Below are 19,005 nucleotides of genomic sequence, written 5' to 3' on the forward strand. Positions count from 1 at the left end.
TTGCGTTCATACCATGAACATTAGCGGGTTCGGACGGCTGGCGCAAGGCCGGAATTTAAGTGGATTTGGCGGTTTTGCGCTGTTGTCCGGGATTATCGGTCAGGCGTGGCAGCCGCTCGATAGCGGTGTCGGAATTGCTGATGCTGCCTGGCCGCACACTGATGGCGGTGGGGCTGGGTGGGCGACCGGATGTTTCTGCGGGCCAAACCTGGGCGACCAGCACCTGTTGCGGCTGGCTGCCGCCATCCAAAGTGAGCGGCAGCATGAGGCGCCGGGTGCGGCTGGTGCCGCCGTCATTCCATTTGAACTGGCTTTCCGAATAGACCGGGGCGGCGGTCTCGTAGGTTTTGAGGAACAGGCTTTTGATATAGGCGGCATAATCGCCGGTCATGAATTCGTCGATGGTGAGGCCGGTATAATCGCGGCCATAGCGGGCCACCATCTCGGTACCCACCAGGCGGAAGCGTACCTGAAACGGATCATGCAGCAATTCGCCCACGATCAGATGCGGCAGCAACTGACGCGGCATATCCACCGGCGAGATATCGCTACGGCGCGGCATGGCGCGCTTGCCGCGCTTGGCCGACCAGTAAAGCGCGGCTTCCATCAGCAGCGGTTCGTCGGTGAAAGGCAGGCTGGCGGCGAAGCGGGCGCGCTGGGCGGGCGTGCCGGTTTGATAGCGCAGGGTACGGCCGATCAGGCCAGCCAGTTCGTAAAGCGCTACAACATCGCTTTCCGACCATATGCGTTCGGGTCCGCATTGCTCGCAGCACAGGATCGCCGCCGGCCTGTCTTCATGATCCACGATCAGGAAATCCAGCAGGCTGCTCACCCCGTTGGGGCGCAGATATTCCTCTGCCATGGCGGCGGTGGCGGGATGCGTGGCGATATCGGTCACCGCCACGATGCGGTCGCGCAGCAGCACTTCGGTATAAGGCATGGCGGCCATACGATCGATGCTCTGGCCGGAGGCGAAGCTGTTGCTGCGGCTATCGAGCTGGCGCTGGCAGGTGAGGCTGCCATCGGGTTCGAAATACCACAGGCTGGTGCGGCTGGCGCCGGTGGCCTCGGCGGCATCGCTGCATACCGCCTCGAACAGCCGCAGCAGGCCATCGCGCGTTTGCGCGGCCAGGAAGGCGGCTTGGCTGCGTTGCATGACCATGGGATTTGCCCGGCAGTAGCTCCGGCAACAATTCGGTCATGAAATGAGCGTTCTGGGAAGTGGTTTTTACCACATTTGCGTGTATTCGCCGGCCAGCAGCCGGCTGGCATAGAGCGGCACGACCTCGCTGGCCGGGCCTTCATGGGCCTCGCGGAACAGCGAGCGGCCTTCCGAGGGTTCGAGATTCAGCTCCACCGTATGGGCCTTGCCCCGCCGCGCCTCGGCCACGAAACCGGCGGCCGGATACACATTGCCCGAGGTGCCGATGGAGATGAACAGGTCGCAGGCTTCCAGTGCCTGCTGGATGCGGTCCATGTAGAACGGCATCTCGCCGAACCAGACCACATGCGGCCGCAGATAGCCGGGCAATTCGCAGGCCGGGCAGACGCTGGCGATGTCGATATCGGTGCGGCATTCGCGGATCGAGCCGCAATTCTCGCAGCGGATTTTCAGCAATTCGCCATGCATGTGCAGCAGCCGTTCTGAACCGGCGCGTTCATGCAGGTCGTCCACATTCTGCGTCACCAGCAGGAAATCGTGATCTGCTCCGGTTATCTTGCGGCCGCGCGCCATCCAGGCCTGTTCCAGTTCGGCCAGGGCGAAATGCGCGGCATTGGGTTCGGCATCCAGCAGATTGCGGCGGCGGGCATTGTAGAAGTCGTGCACCAGAGTGGGATTGCGGGCGAAGCCTTCCGGCGTGGCCACGTCGCGCAGATCATATTTGGTCCACAGCCCATCCTTGTCGCGGAAAGTGCCCAGGCCGGATTCCGCGGAAATGCCCGCGCCGGTAAGGATGACGATACGCCGGTAATCAGGCTGCATGCGCTCTATTCGGCGGGGCCGCCGCCAGCATTGCCATAGGCCGGCATGCTACGTTCGGCGCCGAAATAGTTTTCAGCTTCCTTCTCCCAATCGGCGCCGTCTTCCCAGCCTTCCTCCTGCCAGTTCTCGGCCTCCTGGTCCATCCAGCTGAAATCCTGGCTGCCATCCAGGCGATAGATACGCTCGGGCGTATAGATCGCGCCGTTGGAAGACAGGAAGCTGGAAAACAGCGTGAAGCCTTCGCAGGTGAAGCTGGGCGGCGTGGCCAGGCCATGATGGGCCAGATAGGCGCAAAGCCGTTCCGATGGCGCGTTGTTCAACCGTGCAAGCGTAACATGCGGGGTGAATTTACGCCGGTCCGGCGGCAGGCCGATGCGTGCCATTGCGCCGTCTATCTTGTCGTGTAGGCGGGTGAGCATGCCGCTTGGCCGCACGCCCGCCCAAAGGCTGTGCGCCTTGCGTTTGTCGCCGAAAGTGCCCACGCCATGCAGCTCCACGGGAAAGCTGGGCATGGTGATCTGGCCCAGTTCCTCCATTGCCGCCCGGGCGGTGCGGCCATCCACCTCGCCGATGAAGCGCAGGGTGATGTGGAATTGTTCGGGGTTGACCCAGCGTGCGCCGGGTACGCCGGCGCAAAGGCCGCGCAGGCTATCGCCAGAGGCATCGGGAATCTGCAGTGCGACGAACAGGCGGATCATGACACGCTACTCCTCTTGCTGAGAGGACAACGAAATCGCCCTGCCGCCAGTGACGACGGATCAGGCGCCGGGCTTAGGCACAGGGATTCGGCTGGTCGCGGTGTATGGCTTCTATCGCCGCCAGCAATTCGGCCGGGAGCGTGAGGTCAGCCGCGTCGATATTGCTCTTCAGTTGCTCCATGCTGGTTGCGCCGATGATATTGGCCGTCACGAACGGCCGCGAATACACGAAGGCCAGCGCCATCTGCGCCGGATCGAGCCCATGCTGGCGGGCCAGCGCCACATAGCGTGCGGCGGCGCGTTCGGCCTGCGGGTTGGAATAGCGGGTGAAGCGGCTGAACAGCGTAAGCCGCGCCCCTTCCGGCTTGGCGCCGTTGAGGTATTTGCCGCTCAGCACGCCCATCGCCAGCGGCGAATAGGCCAGCAGGCCCACATCTTCGCGATGCGCCGGCTCGGCCAGGCCGAGTTCGAAGCTGCGGTTCAGCAGGTTGTAGGGATTCTGGATGCTGACGATACGCGGCAGGCCCTTGGCCTCGGATTGATGCAGATGATGCATCACGCCCCAGGGCGTTTCGTTGGATACGCCGAAATGGCGGATTTTACCCTCGCGTGTCAGCGCCGCCATGGTGTCTAGAATCTCGGCGATGGCAACGATGCCGGTTTCTTCCACATGGGTGTAGTTGGCCTGGCCGAAAGTGTTGGTCTGGCGATCCGGCCAGTGGGTTTGATACAGGTCGATGTAATCGGTGTTCAGCCTTTTCAGGCTGTGTTCCACCGCATAGCGGATCTGCTTCGGGGTGAGATCGCTGGCCGGCACCGTGTTGTTGCGCAGCCAGGCGAAATCGCCGCGCCCGGGCCCGGGATAGCCGCGGCCCGCAACCTTGCTGGCGAGGATGATCTTGTCGCGCTTGCCGCGCGCCTTCAGCCAGCTGCCGATATAGCTTTCGGTGCGGCCCTGGGTTTCGGCCTTGGGCGGCACCGGATACATCTCGGCAGTGTCGATGAAATTGATGCCGCGTTCGAGGGCGTAATCGAGCTGGGCATGCGCCTCGGCCTCGGTGGTTTGCTCGCCCCAGGTCATGCTGCCAAGGCAGGTCAGGCTTACCCGGATATCGGTACGGCCCAAACGACGGAACTGCATGGCATCACCCCAGACACAAACGCTAATCTGGACGACATATTGTAGGTGTTTGCCCTGCAAAACAACAACTAATTGAGGTTTGGCGGCGGGTCTGGGGTATTTCCCTGGGGCTATTTCCCTGGGGGGTATTTCAGCGTGCAGCCAGCAGCAGCTCCGCCAGTTCCACGAAACCAGTGCCGCCTTCGCCCCGGGTGATATAGGCGGGCGGGGCGGCGATGCGGTCCAGGAAGGGCTGCACATTGGCCACCCCCACCGAGAGCGGAAAATAGCCGAACATCGGCGCGTCGTTGGGGCTGTCGCCGGAAAACGCCATATTGTCGCGGGCGGCATCCAGGTCCAGGCCATAGCAATCGCGGAAGAATTGCCGGGTCATGCTCAACTTGTCCCAATCGCCGAACCAGCCATTCACGTGGATCGAACTGACCTTGGCGGTGGCGCCATGGGCCTCGAACAGGGCCTGGATCCGCTCGATGCTGGCACGCGGCAGCGGCGGCACGTCTTCGCAGAAATCCACCGCCAGATCGCATTCGCGGTATTGTTGGTCGGAGGCCAGCGCGCAGCCCGGCACTTCGCGCAGGATCACCTGGGCCAGATCGGCCAGCTTGCGGCGCGCTTCGCTACGTTCGGCATCCGATAGCCAGAAGCGGCGATGCATCTTTTTCGCCGTGCGGTCGTAGCGCATATACAGCGCGCCATTCTCGCCCACGATGCCGGCCACCGGCCAGAAGCGGGCGATCATGTCGCACCAGCCGGCCGGGCGGCCGGTGATCGGCACCACCTGGATGCCGGCGGCGTCCAATCGCTCCAGCGCGCCATAGGCGGCGGCTTCCAGTCGGCCATGGCTGGTCAATGTGTCGTCGATATCGGTGAGCAGGAATTGCACGCCCCGGCGCGCCGGCAGCGGCATTTCGGAAAGCGGGCGAGGTGCGACCATAGATGTACAGGCCCAATGCTTGCCGGGGTTTTGGGGGGTCAGTATAGTCCGGCCGCCCTTGGTGGTCGCATTCGCGGCCCGGCCTGTCAACCGCGCAAGCGCCTCGTATTCCAGGATTTCCAGCAATGAATCAGCAGATTTTGCACGGGCTTTATATCGAGGATATTTCGGTGGGCATGTCGGCCGAATACAGCAAGACCGTAACGGAGGCCGATATCCGGCTTTTCGCCGAGGTTTCGGGCGACACCAATCCGGTGCATATGAACCAGGATTTTGCCGCGCACACCATCTTCAAGGGCCGCATCGCCCATGGCATGCTGGGTGCGGCGCTGATCTCCACCGTATTCGGCACCAAGCTGCCTGGCCCCGGCGCGATCTATCTCAGCCAGGATCTGCGCTTCAAGGCGCCGGTGCGGATCGGCGATACGGTGGTGGCCAAGGTGACGGCTGTGGATGTGAACACCGCGCGCCGCCGGGTGAAGTTCGCCTGCGAATGCCGGGTGGGCGATACCGTGGTGATCGATGGCGAAGCCACCTTGATGGTGGATAGCCGCATATAAGGTTTTGCGATGAGCCCCAACGCAAATCCGGCCTCCTATTATTCGATCGGTGCTGCCGCGCTGCTAGCCGCCGAGCGCGGCGGTGTGGCTGCGCTGGGCAATTTCGATGGCGTGCATAAGGGCCATCAGGCCTTGCTGGCCGAGGCGCGGCGCGTGGCAGGCAATGCGGCGCCGGTTCTGGCGATTACCTTCGATCCGCACCCGCGCCGCTATTTCATGCCGGATGCGCCGCCTTTCCAACTCGACAGCCTGGCCCACAAGGCGCAGTTGTTGAAGGCATTGGGCGCCAGCGCGGTGGTGGCTTTGCGCTTCGACCCGGCGCTGGCGGAATTGAGCCCGCAGGCTTTCGTGACCGATATTCTGGCCCGCGATCTCGGCCTCAGGCATGTGGTGGTGGGCTACGATTTCACCTTCGGCAAGGCGCGTGCCGGCAATACCGCGCTGTTGCAAAGCCTGGGTGCCGCGCATGGCATCGGCCTCAGCATCGTGCAATCCCAGGGCGATGGAAACGGCGCCTATTCCTCCACCCGCATCCGCAGCCTGTTGCAGGCCGGCGCACCGGATCAGGCCGCCGAGTTGCTCGGCCGCTATTGGGAAGTGGAGGGTCTGGTGCAGCGGGGCGACCAGCGCGGCCGCACCATCGGCTTTCCCACCGCCAATGTGGATATGGGCGATTACCTGGTGCCGAAGTTGGGGGTTTATGCCATCCGGGTGCGCCTGTCCGATGGTTCCGAGCGGGAGGGCGTGGCCAATCTGGGCCTGCGCCCCACCTTCGGCAAGGACAAGGTAGCGCTGGAGGCGCATCTGTTCGATTTCCAGGGCGACCTCTATGGCCAGGCTTTGCGGGTGGCTTTCATCGGGTTCATCCGGCCGGAGCGCAAATTCGCCGGCCTGGACGAATTGAAGGCGCAGATCGCCGCCGATGCGCTCAAGGCAAGGGAAATCCTGGCGCTCAGCCCGCGCTAGGCTTGGCAGCGCCGGGAGGGGATGCTAAATCCTTGCCCCACCATGCCTAGGCAGCTTCCGATACGCCTGATTTCCGGGTCGCGAATTATCCGCCCGGCCCGCCGCTGACGGGCCGGGACCAGAGCCGTATTCGCCCTTCTCGCCATCCCGCCGGATGGCTCATTTCCGAACATTGCAGGCCAAGACCATGAGCAAGGATTACCGCGACACCGTTTTTCTGCCGGCCACCGATTTTCCGATGAAGGCCGGGTTGCCGGCCAAGGAACCGGAAATCCTGGCACGCTGGGAAAAGATCGGCCTCTACGAATTGCTGCGCAAGGATTCCCAGGGGCGCGAAAAATTCGTGCTGCACGATGGCCCTCCCTATGCCAACGGCAACCTGCATCTCGGCCATGCGCTGAACAAGATCCTCAAGGATACCATCAACCGCTCGCGGCAGATGATGGGCTATGACGCCAATTACGTGCCGGGCTGGGATTGCCACGGCCTGCCGATCGAATGGAAGATCGAGGAGAAGTATCGCTTCGCGGGCAAGAACAAGGACGATGTGCCGATCGACGAATTCCGCAAGGAATGCCGCGATTTCGCCGATCACTGGATCGGCGTGCAGCGCGAGGAATTCAAGCGGCTGGGCGTGATCGGCGACTGGAAGCGGCCCTACACCACGATGAGCTTCGATGCCGAAGCCCAGATCGTGCGCGAAATCCACAAATTCCTGATGAATGGCGGCCTGTTCAAGGGCTCCAAGCCGGTGATGTGGTCGATCGTCGAGCGCACCGCTTTGGCTGAGGCGGAAGTGGAATATCACGAACACACCTCCCATACCGTGTTCGTGAAATTCCCGGTGCTCAAGCCCAGCAATCCGGCTTTGGCCGGCGCCAGCATCGTGATCTGGACCACCACGCCCTGGACCCTGCCGGGCAACCGCGCCATCGCGCTTTCCAAGGACGCAGACTATGTGCGGCTGCGCGTGGATGCGGTGGGCGAAAAGTCGCTGGCGAAAGCGGGCGATGAAATCTTGGTGGCAAAGGATTTGGCCGAGACGGTGGCCAAGGCCTGTACGCTGGAAAGCGTGACGCAGCTTGGTGTGTTCAGCGGCGCCGATATCCTCGGCACGATCTGCGCGCATCCGCTGCATGCCCAGGGCTATACCTTCGACGTGCCGGTGCTGCATGGCGATTTCGTCACCATGGATGCCGGCACCGGCTTCGTGCATATCGCGCCGGGCCATGGCGCGGATGACTACAATCTCGGCAGCGCCAATGGCATCGAGGTGCCGCATACGGTGGATGCCGATGGGCGTTACTTCAAGCATGTGCCGGTTTTCGGCGGCGACAATCCGGCCCGCGTGTTGGACGATGCCGGCAAGGAAGCCGATGCGAATAGCCGCGTGATCGCGGTGATGACGGAAGCCGGCGCGCTGCTTGGCCGCGGCCGGCTGCGCCATCAATATCCGCATTCCTGGCGCTCCAAGGCACCGCTGATCTTCCGCAACACGCCGCAATGGTTCATCTCGATGACCACCAACGAGTTGCGCAAGAAGGCGCTGGCGGCCATCGACGCCACGGCTTTCTATCCGCCGCAGGGCCGCAACCGGCTGTATGCGATGATCGAGCAGCGACCGGATTGGGTGATCAGCCGCCAGCGCGCTTGGGGCGTGCCGATCGCGGTGTTCGAGAACAAGGAAACCGGCGAATTGCTGCGCGACCCGGAGGTGAACGAGCGCATCGTGGCCGCCTGCATGCAGGCCGGCGCCGATGCCTGGTTCACCGCCCAGCCGGCGGATTTCCTCGGTGGCAAATACAAGGCCGATGAATGGCGTATGGTGACGGATATTCTCGATGTCTGGTTCGATTCCGGCTCCACGCATAGCTTCGTGCTGGAACAGCGCCCCGATCTGAAATGGCCGGCCTCGCTGTATCTGGAGGGCTCGGATCAGCATCGCGGCTGGTTCCATTCCTCGCTGCTGGAAAGCTGCGGCACGCGCGGCCGCGCGCCTTACGATGCGGTGCTCACCCATGGCTTTTTGCTGGACGAAAAGGGCCGCAAGATGTCCAAGTCGCTCGGCAATTCCGTCGAGCCGCAGGATGTGATCAAGCAATCCGGCGCCGATATCCTGCGGCTTTGGGTGGCGTCCGCCAATTACAACGACGATCTGAGCGTCGGCCCGAAGATCATCCAGGCCCAGGTGGATGCCTATCGCCGCCTGCGCAACACGATCCGCTATCTGCTGGGCAATCTGGCCGGTTTCCAGGAAGCCGAGCGGCTGCCCCATGCCGAGATGCCGGAACTGGAGCGTTGGGTGCTGCATCGCCTGGCCGAATTGGGCAAGACGGTGCGCGAAAGCTGCGAGGAATACGATTTCCATCGCATGTATGTGGCGCTGTATAATTTCTGCGCGGTGGATTTGTCGGGCTTCTATTTCGATATCCGCAAGGATGCGCTGTATTGCGACGCGCCGGGCAGCATCCGCCGCCGGGCCGCCCGCACCGTGCTGGATCATCTGTTCAACTGCCTGGTGAAATGGCTTGCGCCGATCATCTGCTACACGGCGGAAGAAGCCTGGCTTGCCCGCTATCCCTCGGCGGAAGGCAGTGTGCACCGCGAGGAGTGGGAGGCATTGCCGGAGGCCTGGCTAGACCCGGCGCTGGGTGCGAAATGGGAGCGGGTGCGTCGGGTGCGCCGCGTCGTCACCGGCGCGCTGGAGATCGAACGCGCCGAGAAGCGCATCGGCGCCAGCCTGCAGGCCGCGCCCAAAGTGTTCATCACCGCCGAGGATCAGGCCGCTTTGCAGGGCATCGATTTCGCCGAGACCTGCATCACCTCGTCGATCACGGTGGAGGTGGGCGAGGGCCCGGCCGAGGCCTTCCGGCTGGAGGATGCCAAGGGCATCGCCGTGTTGCCGGCGCTGGCCGAGGGCCATAAATGCGAGCGCTGCTGGCAGGTGTTGCCAGAAGTGGGCAAGCGGGCCGGGCATGAGGATTTGTGCTTCCGCTGCGTCGAGGCCGTGGCTTGATGACCATGGAGCATAAGATCGGCGGTTTGCTGGCCCTGTTGGTGCTGGCCGCCGATCAGCTTACCAAGGATTGGCTGATCGGCCTGCTGGCGGCCAATCCTGGCGGCATCGAGCTGACCTCGTTTTTCAATCTGGTGATGGTGTGGAATCGCGGGGTCAGTTTCGGCTTGTTCAGCAGCGATGATCCTGGCCGGCGCTGGATTCTGATCCTGGTCACCGCTGCCATTGTGCTGTGGCTGATGATCTGGCTGTGGCGTGCCGAAGGGCGCGTGCTGGCGCTGGCGCTGGGTGGGGTTATCGGCGGCGCGTTAGGCAATATCGTGGATCGCATCCGGCTGGGTGCGGTGGCCGACTTTTTCGACTTTCACGTCGCCGGCTGGCATTGGCCGGCTTTCAACTTCGCCGATGGCGCCATCGTGGCCGGCGTATTCCTGTTGCTGATCGATTCCTTTCGATCCGCTCCGGGCCAGTCCACTCCGGGCCAGTCCACTCCGGGCCAGTCCGCTCCGGGCCAGTCCGCTCCGGGCAAGCCTAACTCTGGCGATTCTCAGCCCAACTGAAAGCCGAACTGTCGGTTTAGTTGCGGCGGGTGGCGATTGGTGGCAGAATTACAACTCTAAAGCACGGGGTGCGCGAGTTAGGCTGGGCGACCGGCCAGGCGGGGCCAGGAATGAGCCAAGCGGGGCCGGGAGTGAGGGGGGCGCTGTGTTGATGGCGGTGTCGCCACATGGCTGGGTGTTGCGATGAAAATCGCCTGGCATCGCCGATTGTCCGTAAAGCAACTCAAGGTAACCGTACTTGCCGCATTGTTGCTCGGGCTGATTTCTTCGCTCTTTCAGGTGGTGCTGGATATCCGTGCCGAATTGCGCAACCGCGATGCCACGGTGGCGCAGGTGATGGATATGCTCTACGAGCCCGCCGCCCAGGCCGCCTATGCGCTGGATGAGCAACTGGCCGCCCGCGTGGTGCGCGGCCTGCTGCTTTACCGTCCGATCCAGCAGGCCGAGATTTACGATAATTACGGCCGCCGCATGGCCTTCGAGGAACGCCCGATCGAACAGGCGGAAACCGGCTGGGTGCCGGATTGGCTGCGCCAGGCGGCCAAGGATATGGGCAATGGCAAAGGCGATATTCGCATGCGTCCGCTGCATGCCACGCGCGGCAACGAACTGGTGGGCGAAATCCGCGTGGCGGTGGACGACGACTTGCTGGCGCATAGCATCTGGGAGCGCATCTGGGTGGTGTTCGGCACCGGCCTGGTGCGCAATTTCGCCTTCGCGCTGCTGATGATGGTGCTGTTCTATTTCACGCTGACGCGGCCGCTGGTGGCGCTGGTACAGCAATTGGGCCAGGTGGATCCCGGCAAGCCGGGCGGGCGCAACATGCAGCCGCCGCCGGGCCATGCCGACGACGAATTCGGCCTGATGGTGGAGCGTGCCAACGGCATCCTGGCGGCTTCTGCCGGCCATCTGGCGCAACGCGACCGCGAGCGCGTTTTGCTACGCACCGTGCTGGATAACCTGCCGGCGCGGATTACGTTGAAAGACCGTTCGCTGCGGTATCTGCTGCTCAACCGCGCGGCGGCGAAGTTTTTCGGTCTGCCGGAAGGCGAGGAGCGTGGCCAGAGCATGCAGCAGGCGGAGCTGCCTGGCATTGCCGAGGATGAACGCGAGGCTTTCCGGGCGGAATCGTTGCGGCACGACCGCGAAGTGCTGCAAAGCCGCAAGCCGATCCTGGGCTATGAAATGCGCTTTCGCGATCCGCGCGGCGAGGAATGCGCCTCCCTGCTGGGCAAGGTACCGATGTTCGACGATGAAGGCCGGCTTTACGGCCTGCTCACCATCGCCACCGACATCACAACCCGGCGCCGTGCCGAACAGGCGCTGGATGCCGCCAATGCGCAGTTGCGCGTGCAGGCCGGCGATCTTGAGCGCCTGGCCGATAGTTTGCGGCGCGAACGCGAGCATGCCATTGCCGCCAACCGCGCCAAAAGCGAATTCCTGGCCAATATGAGCCATGAATTGCGCACCCCGCTGAATGCGGTGATCGGTTTCGCCGAACTGATCGTGCAGCGCATGTGGGGCAATTCATCGGAGAAGTATTTCGATTACGCCCAGGATATCGCACTCAGCGCCCGGCATCTGCTGAATGTGATCAACGATATTCTCGATATGTCGAAGATCGAGGCCGGGCGCTATGAACTGAGCCTGGAGGAAACCGATCCGGTGGAACTGGTGGAGGATTGCATCACCATCGTGAAGGGCCGCGCGCGCGAGGCCGGGCTGCATCTCAATTGCGATGTGGTGCCGGATTCACTGCCGCATCTGCTGGTGGATCGCCGGGCGGTGAAGCAGGTGCTGCTCAACCTGCTGTCCAATGCCATCAAGTTCACCCCGGCCGGCGGCCATGTGGATATCACCGCCCGGCAGGAAGCCGGCGGCGAGGTGGTGCTGAGCGTGCGCGATACCGGCATCGGCATTCCGCCCGAACATGTGGAAAAGATTTTCGAGCCGTTCTGGCAGGGGGATTCCAGCATCCGTCGCAGCAGCGAGGGCACCGGCCTGGGGCTGGCGATCAGCCGCAAATTCATGCGCCAGCATGGCGGGGATGTGGAAATCCGCTCCGAACCCGGCCGGGGCACCGTGGCCATTGCCCGGTTTTCCGCCGAAAGCCGGGTGGTTCCGGCCGCCTGAGCGGGCTGCCCCCTCTTGTATCTTGCGCGCTGGCCGACGATATTACTGGTCCTGCCGTTGCTTGAGAGGATTCTACGCCATGACTCGACCGAACCGCGCCGCGCGCCCTTCGGCCATTTTGGCGCTTTTGCTGGCCTCGCCGCTTGCCCTTGCCGGCTGCGACAGCGCCCGCGAAATGGCCGGCCTCAACAAGAAGGCCCCGGATGAATTTGCCGTGGTTACCAAGGCGCCGTTGGTGATGCCGCCGGAATTCGGCCTGCGTCCGCCCGAGCCGGGTGCGACACGGCCGCAGGAAGTATCGGCGCGCGAACGTGCCCAGGCTGCCCTGGCCAGTGGCGGCCGTGGCGAAGCTGCCGGTCAGCTTGGCCCGTTGGCCCGCAATGCGCCGCAGCAGCAGGTGCAGCGCAGCGCCGGCGAGCAGGTGTTGCTGCAGCAGGCCCGCGCCACCAACGCCGATCCCGATATCCGCCGCAAGGTGAACGAGGAATTCACCCAGTTGGCCGAGCGCGACAGCAGCTTTGTCAATCGCCTGGTGAACTGGCAGAACAACCCCGATCCCACCGCCACGGTGGTTGATCCGGCGCGCGAGCAGCAGCGGCTGCGTGAGAATACCGCCCGCGGCGAAAGCCCCACCAAGGGCGATGTGCCCACCATCAAGCGGCGCGAACGCGGCCTGCTGGAAGGCCTGTTCTAAGCGCCGTTGCGATGCTGCGCTTGCCTTGCGCGGCCTGCGCCCCATTGTTTACGCGATCTTGTGTTGAAGCGATCTTGAAACCAGGGGGTTCCGTGCGCCTGCTGCTTATGGCCTGCCTGTCGCTGCTTGCCGCGTTTGCCGGCATGCCTGCCGCCGCCCAGGTGTTCAATCCCACCCGCTTCACACTCGGCAATGGCCTGGATGTGGTGCTGATCGAGGATCATCGCGCCCCGGTGGTTCAGCACATGGTGTGGTATCGCGTGGGCGCTGCCGACGAGATGCCGGGCGAAAGCGGCGTGGCGCATTACCTTGAGCATCTGATGTTCAAGGGCACGCCCAATGTGCCATCAGGCGAATTCTCCAAGATCGTGGCGCGCCAGGGCGGCCGCGACAATGCCTTCACCTCGGCCGATTATACCGGCTATTTCCAGACCGTGGCGCGCGACCGGCTGGATCTGGTGATGCGCATGGAAGCCGAACGGATGCATCGCCTCACCGTGAGCGAAGCCGATGCGCGGCCGGAATTGCAGGTGGTGCTGGAAGAGCGCTTGAGCCGTACCGACAATTCGCCGCGTGCGCAATTCGGCGAGCAGCTGGATGCCGCGCAATATCTCTCGCATCCCTATGGCCGGCCGATCATCGGTTGGGCGCATGAGATCAAGGCGCTGAATCTGGAAAAGGCGATGGCCTTCTATCGCACCCATTATGCGCCCAACAACGCCATCCTGATCGTGGCCGGCGATGTCAGCCCGGCGGAACTGAAATCCCTGGCGGAAAAGCATTACGGCCTGATCCCCATGCGGCCGGTGCCGCCGCGCCTGCGCCCGCAAGAACCGCCGCAACTGGCCGAGCGCCGGTTGGTGATGCGCGATGCGCGGGTGACGCAGCCTTCGCTCAGCCGCAGCTATCTGGCGCCCAGCCGCACGGCCGGCGAAAAACAGCATTCCGTGCCGCTTTCGGTGCTGTCTGAAATCCTCAGCAATTCCACCGGTCGGCTACATCGTCGGTTGGTGGCGGGCGATGGCCCGGCGGCCGGTGCCGGCAGCTATTACCAATCGTTGGCGCTGGATCAAACCACGTTCAATCTTTCTGCCTCGCCCAAGCCGGGCCGCAGCATCGAAGAGGTGGAAACCGCGCTGGATGCCGTGCTGGCCGACCTGCTAGCAGAGGGCGTCAGCGAATTCGAGCTGGCCCAGGCCAAGAATGTGATGCGGGCCGGCGCCATCTTCGCGCGCGACAGCCTGTTCGGCGCCGCGCAAACCTTTGGCGCCGCGCTCACCACCGGCCTGAGCGTGGACGCGGTGGAGGATTGGCCCAACCTGGTGCGTGCCGTTACCCGCGAACAGGTGTTGGCCGCCGCGCGCTCTGTGTTGGACAAACGCCGCTCGGTGACCGGCCATCTGCTGCCGGAAGAAAAGCAGGCGGATGCCAAGAAGCAGGAGACGGCGCAATGAAGCAGGCTTTGCGTGTTTTCTTTCTGCTGGTGCTGCTGTTGCCCGGCATCGCCTTTGCCGGGCCGCGTATCGAGCGTGTGACCAGCGCCAGCGGCATCGAGGCCTGGCTGGTACGCGAGCCGAAGATTCCCATGCTGGCTCTGCAGGCGATGTGGCGCGGCGGCACCGCCAGCGATCCCGAAGGCCAGCAGGGCCGTGCCGCCCTGGCTGCCGACCTGCTTACCGAGGGTGCCGGCGATTTGGATGCGGAAGCTTTCCAAAGCGCTTTGCGGGATGGCGCCATATCGCTGGATTTCGATGCCAGCCGCGATTATCTCAGCCTCAGCCTGCGCGTGCTGAACGACCAGCGCCAACGCGCTTTCGATCTGCTTGCGCAGGCGCTCACCGCGCCGCGCTTCGACGATGAGCCGATCGCCCGGGTGAAGGCGCAGGCCGAAGCCGCCGCGCGCCGCGCGCTGAACAATCCCGGCAGCATGGTGAACCGCCGTTTTCTGGCCACGGCTTTTCCCAATCACGCCTATGGCCGCGAAAGCAGCCCTACGCTGGAGAGCCTGCCCAATCTGCAGCGCGCCGATTTCGCCGCCTATAGCCGCGCCGTGCTGGCCCGCAAGAATCTGGTGATCGGCGTGGTGGGCGATATCTCGCCCGATGAATTGCGCAAATTGCTGGATGCCAGCTTCGGCAAGCTGCCGGCGGAAAGCAGCCTGGTGCAGCCGCCGGTGATCGTGCCGAAAACCACAGCCAAGCCGCTGATCGTGTCTTATGACAATCCACAGAGCATGGTGGTGTTCGGCGGACCGGGGCTGCTGCGCGACGATCCGGATTATTATGTCGCCACCGTGCTGAATTACGTGCTGGGCGGCGGCGGTTTCAATTCGCGCCTCACCGAAGAGATCCGCGAGAAGCGCGGACTGGTCTATTCGGTGGGCACGCAATTGCATCCGATGCTGTCGGCGGGCCTGTTCATGGGCTCGCTTTCCACTCGCAACGATCAGGCCGGGCAGGCTTTGGCCCTGGTGCGCGAGGCTTTCGCGCGCATCGCCCAGGAAGGCATCACCGATCAGGAACTGGCCGACGCCAAGGCCTATCTTACCGGCTCGTTTCCGCTGCGGCTGACATCGAACGGCGCAATCGCCGGTATGCTGGCCGCCATGCAGGCCAGCAATCTGGGGCCGGATTATATCGACCGGTATGCCGAATATATCGAGGCGGTGCGGATCGAGGATATCCGCCGCGTGGCGCAACGTCTGTTTGCCAGCGGCGACCTGCTGGTCGTGGTTGTCGGCAAGCCGGCGGGGATCGACGGCTGATGACCATCCGGCGCCTGCCTGAAACGCTGGTCAACCGCATCGCCGCCGGCGAGGTGGTGGAGCGGCCGGCTTCGGCAGTGAAGGAACTTGTGGAAAATGCGCTGGATGCCGGCGCCAGGCGGATTGATGTCACTATCACCAATGGCGGGCGCGGCCTGATCGCGGTGGCCGATGATGGCATCGGCATGGCGCCGGAAGATCTGCCGGTTGCCGTGGAACGCCATGCCACCTCCAAATTGCCCGGCGAGGATCTGCTGGATATCCGCTGGCTGGGTTTTCGCGGCGAGGCCTTGCCGTCGATCGGCGCGGTGAGCCGGCTCAGCCTGACCACCCGCCAGCATGGCGCCGATAGCGGCGCGCAACTGGATGTAGAGGGCGGACGGGTTGGCCAGGTGCGCCCGGCGGCAGCGGGATACGGCACCAAGGTGGAAGTGCGCGACCTGTTTTATGCCGTGCCGGCGCGGCTGAAATTCCTGAAATCCGAACGCACTGAAGCGATGGCGGTGGCCGAGATCCTGCGTCGCCTGGCGATGGCGCATCCCGATGTGGCTTTCAGCCTCACCGATGATGGCCGTTCGGTGTTCCGCGCCGATGCCGCGCAGGCCGAACTCGATCCCGAAGGCCGGCGGCTGCGCCGGCTGGCGCAGATTCTGGGCCGTGATTTTTCCGACAATGCGGTGGCGATCAATGCCGAGCGCGAGGGCATTCGCCTGAGCGGCCATGCCGGGCTGCCCACCTATAATCGCGGCAATGCGCAGCATCAGTTCCTGTTCGTGAATGGCCGTCCGGTGCGCGACAAGCTGTTCGTCGGCGCAGTGCGCGGCGCTTATGCGGATTTTCTGGGCCATGATCGGCATCCGGTGGTGGCGCTGTTTCTCGATCTGCCAGCCGAACAGGTGGATGTGAATGTGCATCCGGCCAAGGCGGAAGTGCGTTTCCGCGATCCCGGCCTGGTGCGCGGCCTGATCGTGGGCGGCTTGCGCCATGCGTTGGCCGAGGCCGGGCATCGCGCCTCCACCACGGTGGCGCAGGGCGCGCTGGGTGCGTTGAAACCGCAATCCGCACCCAGCATGGCGTTGCCTTTCGCGCGCGGCAATCCTGCGCCTTATCGGCCGGAGATCGAACGCTATAGCCCGGTCCTTTCTGACGGCGCGCTGGCCGATGCGGTGCGTTACTATCATGCGCCGGAACCATATGCCGGGCCGACCGGTTTGCAGCCGCAGGCGCGTGCGGAAATCCCGGCGGCGGAAGCGCCCTTGCAGGCTTACCCATTGGGCGCGGCGCGGGCGCAGTTGCATGCCACCTATATCGTGGCGCAGACCGAGAATGGCATCGTGATCGTGGATCAGCATGCTGCCCACGAACGCCTGGTCTATGAGCGGATGAAACAGCATCTGGCCGCAGGCGGTGTGCCGCGGCAGGCTTTGCTGCTACCCGAGGTGATCGAACTCAACCCCGCCGAAGCCGCGCGCGTGGCCGCGCGTGCCGATGAACTGGCCGAACTTGGCCTGGTGCTGGAAGCCTTCGGCGATGGCGCGGTGCTGGTACGTGAAGTGCCGGCCCTGCTGGGCGATGGCGATGTGAAGGGCCTGGTGCGCGACCTGGCCGACGATCTGGCGGAATACGATGCCGCGCTTTCGCTGAAGGAAAAGCTGGAGGAGGTGTGCGGCACCATGGCCTGCCATGGCAGTGTGCGCGCCGGCCGCCGCCTCGGCGTGGACGAGATGAATGCCCTGCTGCGCCAGATGGAAGCCACGCCGCATTCCGGCCAATGCAACCATGGTCGGCCCACTTACGTGGAATTGCAGCTCGGCGATATCGAAAAGCTGTTCGGCCGGCGCTGAAAACGTATTTCGGCAGCCGGTTTCTTTTACATTCGTCACCCTCGCACTTGTTGCGAGGGTCCATGCCCGACGGAGCAACGCCGTTGAACCATGGACCACCGGGACAAGCCCGGTGGTGACGGCTTGGGGCGCATTTAGCGACTATAATCGTATCAGGCCGCCGCGTTGCGCGGATGCGCGTTGGCGTAAACCCGCAGCAGGCTTTCCGCATCCACATCGGTATAGCGCTGCGTTGTGGATAGCGAGGCATGGCCCAGCAATTCCTGGATCGTGCGCAGGTCGCCGCCATCGGCCAGCAGATGGGTGGCGAAGGAATGCCGCAGCGCATGCGGCGTGGCGGTTTCCGGCAGCATTAGGGCGCGGCGCGCATCGCGCATCGCCTTTTGCACGATGGCCGGATTGAGCCGTTTGCCGCGCGCGCCGAAAAACAGCGGCCCCTCGGCGGTGATGGCGTAGGGGCAAAGCTTGGCATAATCGTCGATGGCGGCGCGCACCACCGGCAGAATCGGCAGGATGCGCTGCTTGTTGCCCTTGCCGGTAACGGTAAGGCTATCGCCTTTCGGTTTGTCGCGGCCATTCAGGCCGAGGGCTTCGCCAAGCCGCAGGCCGGCACCATAGAGCAGCAGCAGGATGGCGGCATCGCGCGCCTGCTGCCAGGGCTCGTCGCGCGCAGCCTCGGCCTGATCTATCACGTCCAGCGCAGCTTGCATGGCGAGGGGTTTGGGCAGGCTGTGCGGCCGTTTCGGCGTGCGCAGCAGGCTGATGGCGGCATTGTCGCATAAGCCATCGCGGTTCAGCCTTTTATGAAAGCCGCGCAACGCGCTGAGTGCGCGGGCCAGCGAGGTGCCGCTCAAGCCTTGCTGGCGCCGGCGATTGAGATAGGCGCGGAAATCGGCCTGCCGCAGAGTGTTCAGATCGGCCAGGCCGGCCGGGCCGCCCAGATGTTCGGCCAGAAACGTAAAATAGGCGGCGATATCCTGGCCATAGGCGCGCAGGGTATGGGCGGAATAACGTTTTTCTTTCGCCAGCCAGTCATACCAATCCTGCGCTGCGCGCTGGGCATCGTCGGCGGCCAGAAAGAAGGGCGCGGTCATTACGGCTTGGGCAATTGCAGCCAGCGCCGCACGGCGCGTTCCAGCACCTGCGCCAGAAACAGCAGCAATTCGGTGCCATGGCCGGGATCGAATTTACCGGGTTCGCGCGCACCCAGCGCCAGTAGGCCGATGGGCGCGCCGCGGCCGAAGGTGAGGCGGGCCAGTGCGTCGGATTTCACCAGTTCGGCGGCTGGGCCGTAAAGCTTCGGTGCCTGGCCGCTTTCCGGGCGCAGCCGGGTGGCCTGGCCTGGGCCCAGCAGATCGTCGATGCTGCCCGGCGGCAGGATGAACACGCCGCCGCTGACAATGCCGCCGATCCGCGCCGGGTCGCCTTCCACGCACAGGCTGATCGCATCCACATCCAGCAGGTCGGTCCAATCCTGGGTGGCGATATGCACCATGTGCTCGAAATTCTCGGCATCCAGCAGCAGCAGCACGGCTTCGTGGGCGCGCGCGGTGATGCTCATATTCTGCCGGCCGGCATCCAGCAATGCATCGCGCAGGCCGTTGGCGCGGTGCAATTCGCCTTGCAGGCGCTGCACCATGAATTTCTGCAAATCGACCACGTTGCCGCCGCCCGCCATCTGGTCGGGCGGCAGCAGACGGGCGAAGAGATC

16 protein-coding genes are annotated in these 19,005 nt (G+C 64.0%); 9 read left to right on the forward strand and 7 right to left on the reverse strand.

Annotated elements, in window-relative coordinates; all coding sequences use genetic code 11:
- Window positions 1–55: 55 nt before the first annotated feature.
- The 5 genes from KF827_RS08750 to KF827_RS08770 all read right to left on the reverse strand — a co-directional run bounded on the left by KF827_RS08750 (window position 56) and on the right by KF827_RS08770 (window position 4,757).
- A complete protein-coding gene (locus KF827_RS08750; protein ID WP_291003551.1) occupies window positions 56–1,162 on the reverse strand; it encodes a PAS domain-containing protein in 1,107 nt (368 codons plus the stop codon).
- A 66-nt stretch (window positions 1,163–1,228) separates the two neighbouring features.
- Window positions 1,229–1,984, reverse strand: a complete 756-nt coding sequence (gene cobB, locus KF827_RS08755; RefSeq protein WP_291003553.1) for a Sir2 family NAD+-dependent deacetylase — start codon at window positions 1,982–1,984, stop codon at window positions 1,229–1,231.
- A gap of 5 nt (window positions 1,985–1,989) precedes the next feature.
- Window positions 1,990–2,682: an RNA 2',3'-cyclic phosphodiesterase gene (gene thpR, locus KF827_RS08760; RefSeq protein ID WP_291003556.1), complete on the reverse strand. Its 693-nt coding sequence runs from the start codon at window positions 2,680–2,682 to the stop codon at window positions 1,990–1,992.
- 73 nt (window positions 2,683–2,755) lie between these two features.
- Complete coding sequence (locus KF827_RS08765) at window positions 2,756–3,823, reverse strand: NADP(H)-dependent aldo-keto reductase (protein WP_291003559.1); 1,068 nt, start codon at window positions 3,821–3,823, stop codon at window positions 2,756–2,758.
- Between the two features lie 130 nt (window positions 3,824–3,953).
- Window positions 3,954–4,757, reverse strand: a complete 804-nt coding sequence (locus KF827_RS08770; protein ID WP_291003562.1) for an HAD-IIB family hydrolase — start codon at window positions 4,755–4,757, stop codon at window positions 3,954–3,956.
- A 125-nt stretch (window positions 4,758–4,882) separates the two neighbouring features.
- On the opposite strand from KF827_RS08770, the gene KF827_RS08775 reads away from it, so the two are divergent.
- The 9 genes from KF827_RS08775 (at window position 4,883) to mutL (ending at window position 17,294) form a co-directional block, all read left to right on the forward strand.
- A complete protein-coding gene (locus KF827_RS08775) occupies window positions 4,883–5,317 on the forward strand; it encodes a MaoC family dehydratase (protein WP_291003565.1) in 435 nt (144 codons plus the stop codon).
- 9 nt (window positions 5,318–5,326) lie between these two features.
- Entirely contained in the window at window positions 5,327–6,283 is a 957-nt protein-coding gene (locus KF827_RS08780; protein WP_291003568.1) for a bifunctional riboflavin kinase/FAD synthetase, read from the forward strand.
- A gap of 187 nt (window positions 6,284–6,470) precedes the next feature.
- A complete protein-coding gene (gene ileS, locus KF827_RS08785; protein WP_291003570.1) occupies window positions 6,471–9,299 on the forward strand; it encodes an isoleucine--tRNA ligase in 2,829 nt (942 codons plus the stop codon).
- Window positions 9,299–9,859: a signal peptidase II gene (gene lspA, locus KF827_RS08790; RefSeq protein WP_367273130.1), complete on the forward strand. Its 561-nt coding sequence runs from the start codon at window positions 9,299–9,301 to the stop codon at window positions 9,857–9,859. The genes ileS and lspA overlap by 1 nt, the downstream gene beginning before the upstream one ends.
- Before the next feature lie 183 nt (window positions 9,860–10,042).
- Window positions 10,043–11,992, forward strand: coding sequence for an ATP-binding protein (locus KF827_RS08795; protein ID WP_291003573.1), 1,950 nt, complete (start codon window positions 10,043–10,045; stop codon window positions 11,990–11,992).
- Window positions 11,993–12,071: 79 nt separating this feature from the next.
- Window positions 12,072–12,686, forward strand: a complete 615-nt coding sequence (locus tag KF827_RS08800; protein ID WP_291003576.1) for a DUF3035 domain-containing protein — start codon at window positions 12,072–12,074, stop codon at window positions 12,684–12,686.
- Window positions 12,687–12,778: 92 nt separating this feature from the next.
- Complete coding sequence (locus KF827_RS08805) at window positions 12,779–14,140, forward strand: pitrilysin family protein (RefSeq protein WP_291003579.1); 1,362 nt, start codon at window positions 12,779–12,781, stop codon at window positions 14,138–14,140.
- Window positions 14,137–15,450, forward strand: a complete 1,314-nt coding sequence (locus KF827_RS08810) for a pitrilysin family protein (protein ID WP_291003582.1) — start codon at window positions 14,137–14,139, stop codon at window positions 15,448–15,450. Before KF827_RS08805 ends, KF827_RS08810 begins: the two co-directional genes overlap by 4 nt.
- A complete protein-coding gene (gene mutL, locus KF827_RS08815) occupies window positions 15,450–17,294 on the forward strand; it encodes a DNA mismatch repair endonuclease MutL (RefSeq protein ID WP_291003585.1) in 1,845 nt (614 codons plus the stop codon). Before KF827_RS08810 ends, mutL begins: the two co-directional genes overlap by 1 nt.
- Before the next feature lie 152 nt (window positions 17,295–17,446).
- Here mutL and KF827_RS08820 read toward each other — a convergent pair whose 3' ends face one another.
- Both KF827_RS08820 and KF827_RS08825 read right to left on the reverse strand, forming a co-directional pair.
- Window positions 17,447–18,388 carry a tyrosine recombinase XerC gene (locus KF827_RS08820; protein ID WP_291003587.1) on the reverse strand — a complete coding sequence of 314 codons (942 nt, stop codon included), beginning with the start codon at window positions 18,386–18,388 and terminating at the stop codon, window positions 17,447–17,449.
- The coding region (locus tag KF827_RS08825) for a DUF484 family protein (RefSeq protein WP_291003590.1) at window positions 18,388–19,005 on the reverse strand (618 nt) is incomplete at its 5' end. The genes KF827_RS08825 and KF827_RS08820, both read right to left, overlap by 1 nt.

This window comes from Ferrovibrio sp. (genome assembly GCF_019636075.1).
In the GTDB taxonomy this organism is placed as follows: Bacteria; Pseudomonadota; Alphaproteobacteria; order Ferrovibrionales; family Ferrovibrionaceae; genus Ferrovibrio.

Coding starts and splice junctions, on each gene's coding strand:
- KF827_RS08750 (WP_291003551.1), bottom strand. CDS start 1,162: ATGGTCATGCAACGCAGCCAAGCCGCCTTCCTGGCCGCGCAAACGCGC.
- cobB (WP_291003553.1), bottom strand. CDS start 1,984: ATGCAGCCTGATTACCGGCGTATCGTCATCCTTACCGGCGCGGGCATT.
- thpR (WP_291003556.1), bottom strand. CDS start 2,682: ATGATCCGCCTGTTCGTCGCACTGCAGATTCCCGATGCCTCTGGCGAT.
- KF827_RS08765 (WP_291003559.1), bottom strand. CDS start 3,823: ATGCAGTTCCGTCGTTTGGGCCGTACCGATATCCGGGTAAGCCTGACC.
- KF827_RS08770 (WP_291003562.1), bottom strand. CDS start 4,757: ATGGTCGCACCTCGCCCGCTTTCCGAAATGCCGCTGCCGGCGCGCCGG.
- KF827_RS08775 (WP_291003565.1), top strand. CDS start 4,883: ATGAATCAGCAGATTTTGCACGGGCTTTATATCGAGGATATTTCGGTG.
- KF827_RS08780 (WP_291003568.1), top strand. CDS start 5,327: ATGAGCCCCAACGCAAATCCGGCCTCCTATTATTCGATCGGTGCTGCC.
- ileS (WP_291003570.1), top strand. CDS start 6,471: ATGAGCAAGGATTACCGCGACACCGTTTTTCTGCCGGCCACCGATTTT.
- lspA (WP_367273130.1), top strand. CDS start 9,299: ATGACCATGGAGCATAAGATCGGCGGTTTGCTGGCCCTGTTGGTGCTG.
- KF827_RS08795 (WP_291003573.1), top strand. CDS start 10,043: ATGAAAATCGCCTGGCATCGCCGATTGTCCGTAAAGCAACTCAAGGTA.
- KF827_RS08800 (WP_291003576.1), top strand. CDS start 12,072: ATGACTCGACCGAACCGCGCCGCGCGCCCTTCGGCCATTTTGGCGCTT.
- KF827_RS08810 (WP_291003582.1), top strand. CDS start 14,137: ATGAAGCAGGCTTTGCGTGTTTTCTTTCTGCTGGTGCTGCTGTTGCCC.
- mutL (WP_291003585.1), top strand. CDS start 15,450: ATGACCATCCGGCGCCTGCCTGAAACGCTGGTCAACCGCATCGCCGCC.
- KF827_RS08820 (WP_291003587.1), bottom strand. CDS start 18,388: ATGACCGCGCCCTTCTTTCTGGCCGCCGACGATGCCCAGCGCGCAGCG.